Genomic DNA, 258 nt, shown 5'->3' with positions numbered 1-258 from the left:
CCCAGGCCCATTGGCTTTACCTGCCGGGGCGTGGCGACCTGATCGCCTATTTCTGTTCAGACGTTGGCGCGAGCGGCGCAATCGGCTCGCTCGTGATCTGCGCCGGTGCGCCGAGACCGAGGACCGCGGTTGCGGCAGGCAGTGCCGCGTCCGCCATCGCGGCATGGCCTTCGGCGGTCGGATGGATCGCGCCGCCGTAAACGGCCGATAGAATTCCCCACGTCGCATCGTGAATATCGCCGGGCCGGTTCGGCGCGC

At 68.6% G+C, this 258-nt stretch carries 1 protein-coding gene; it reads right to left on the bottom strand.

Going from position 1 to position 258, the window contains the following annotated elements:
* Positions 1–46 precede the first annotated feature (46 nt).
* A partial coding sequence (locus ACZ3HH_RS30630) for a hypothetical protein (protein WP_465810421.1) occupies positions 47–258 on the bottom strand: 212 nt, incomplete at its 5' end.

Source organism: Pseudomonas sp. PME37.24/025 (assembly GCF_055556615.1).
The sequence above is the reverse complement of the archived record's forward strand: the minus strand, read 5'-3'. Positions and strand labels throughout refer to the sequence as shown.